Here is a 1679-nt window from a genome sequence, read left to right as displayed (position 1 = left end):
GTCGCCCGGCTTCCGATCGAAGAAGGGCCAGCCGGCCGCCATCAGCAGGGCGATCACGAGCGCGAAGAAGATCCAGCCGTAGAAGACGTGATCGAAGCCGGCCGCGAAATCGTTGCTGGTGAGGTGGGCGATGTAGATCGTCCCCCAGGCGCGGACGCCGTTGGCGAGCACCGGGATGAGGATCGCGGCTGCCATGAAGAGCAAGCGCCGGCTCCAGGAGCGAAAGCAGACGTTGGCGACCAGCGCTCCGTAGGCGATCATCGCGATCAGGAACTGGACGCCGGAACACGCTTCGGCAACTTCGAAATAGCCGGTGGGCGTGGTGATGAAGACGCCCTCGATATGGGCTGGGAGCCCGACCAGGCCGAGCAGGGCCATGCACATCTGGGCGGTGAGCGTCTGCATCGGCGGGACGAGCTCGTCTCCGGCCGGGATCAGGAAGATGGCGTAGAAGATCGGAAAGGCGAGCGCGCACGCGACCTGCTTGCCGAGGCAAGCGACGACGCTGCCCTGGAGCATCAGCACCAGCCCGGCATGGCGCGCGACCGCGACGCTTCCCGCATCGCCGAGCAGCCATCCGGCGGCCCCGGCCGCGACGAGCAGCAGGCCGGGAGCCCAGGCGGACGGCTGTAGCTGCCGAAGCTCGGGCAGGCGCTGCCAGACCAGCCACCCGATGATCGGAAGGATGAGAGCGCAATGGTTGAACGTCTCGCTCTCCAGCCAGATCCGAACCATCCCCGATGCGTCGCGGAGGAAGAGGAGGAGGACCGAAGCGGCGAGCGCACCGAGTGCGATCAGGTGCGGCCGCCACCCCTGCCCTGCCGCGTCCAAAGCGTCCGACCTGCGGGCCGGCGACATGGCGGTCATGCGGCCACCTGGCGGTCGGTATCGGTGGCGAGCAGCTCGGTAAGGGGCTTGAGCGCCGCGTCCCAGCGATAGCGGCTCACCATCTGGCGGCGGGCGGCGGCGCCCATCGCCATTGCCGATTTCGGGTTTGAGAGGAGCGAGAGGATCGCCCCCACCTGCTCGCCGGCATTGTCGGCAACGATGAGATCTCGGCCGGCACGTGCGTCGATGCCCTGGAAGGCGGCGGCTGAGGCTACGACGGGGCGCGCCATCGCCATCGCCTCAAGCACCTTGTTCTGGATGCCGCGGGCGATCCGGAGCGGGGCAACGACGAGGTCGGCCGCTCGAAGCCAGGTGCGGACGTCCGGCACCGAGCCGGTGACGATCACTCCCGGCCGGTCGGCAAGCCGCATCACCGCCGGCGTGGGCGCTCGGCCGACGATCGCGAAGCAGAGATCGGGCCGCTCGGCGAGCAAAGGGGGAAGGCATTGGTCGGCGAAGTCGGTGACCGCCTGCACGTTGGGGCGGTAATCCATCTGGCCGGTGAAGACGATCAGCGGATGATAGGAGCCGTCGAGGCGCGCGAAATCGGCGGCGGGGTCGTAGAAATCGAGATCGATGCCGTTGCCGACGGCGCGTATGTCTGCCTCGGCGACGCCCGACCGCTTCCGGAACAGATCGGCCTCGGCATTGCTGACGAACAGGCTGGCATCGGCCCTGGCGGCGGTTTCACGCTCGAAATCGAGCAGCTTCGAAGCCTCGCGGCGGTGGACCCAGCGCATCGGTCCGGAGCCGGCATAATCGCCGAACTTGGCCGAATCCATGTCGACGAA

General features: G+C 68.0%; 2 protein-coding genes. Both read right to left on the bottom strand.

The annotated features are described in order from the left end of the window. Positions 1 to 867, bottom strand: an 867-nt coding sequence (xrtA, locus tag VF662_RS10450) for an exosortase A (protein WP_464140721.1), incomplete at its 3' end; no start/stop codon positions are given. Beyond that, positions 864 to 1679, bottom strand: an 816-nt coding sequence (locus tag VF662_RS10445; protein ID WP_464140720.1) for a glycosyltransferase, incomplete at its 5' end; no start/stop codon positions are given. The genes VF662_RS10445 and xrtA, both read right to left, overlap by 4 nt.

It is taken from the genome of Allosphingosinicella sp., from assembly GCF_036387215.1.
GTDB lineage: Bacteria > Pseudomonadota > Alphaproteobacteria > Sphingomonadales > Sphingomonadaceae > Allosphingosinicella.
This window is presented reverse-complemented; position numbering and strand designations above follow the sequence as displayed.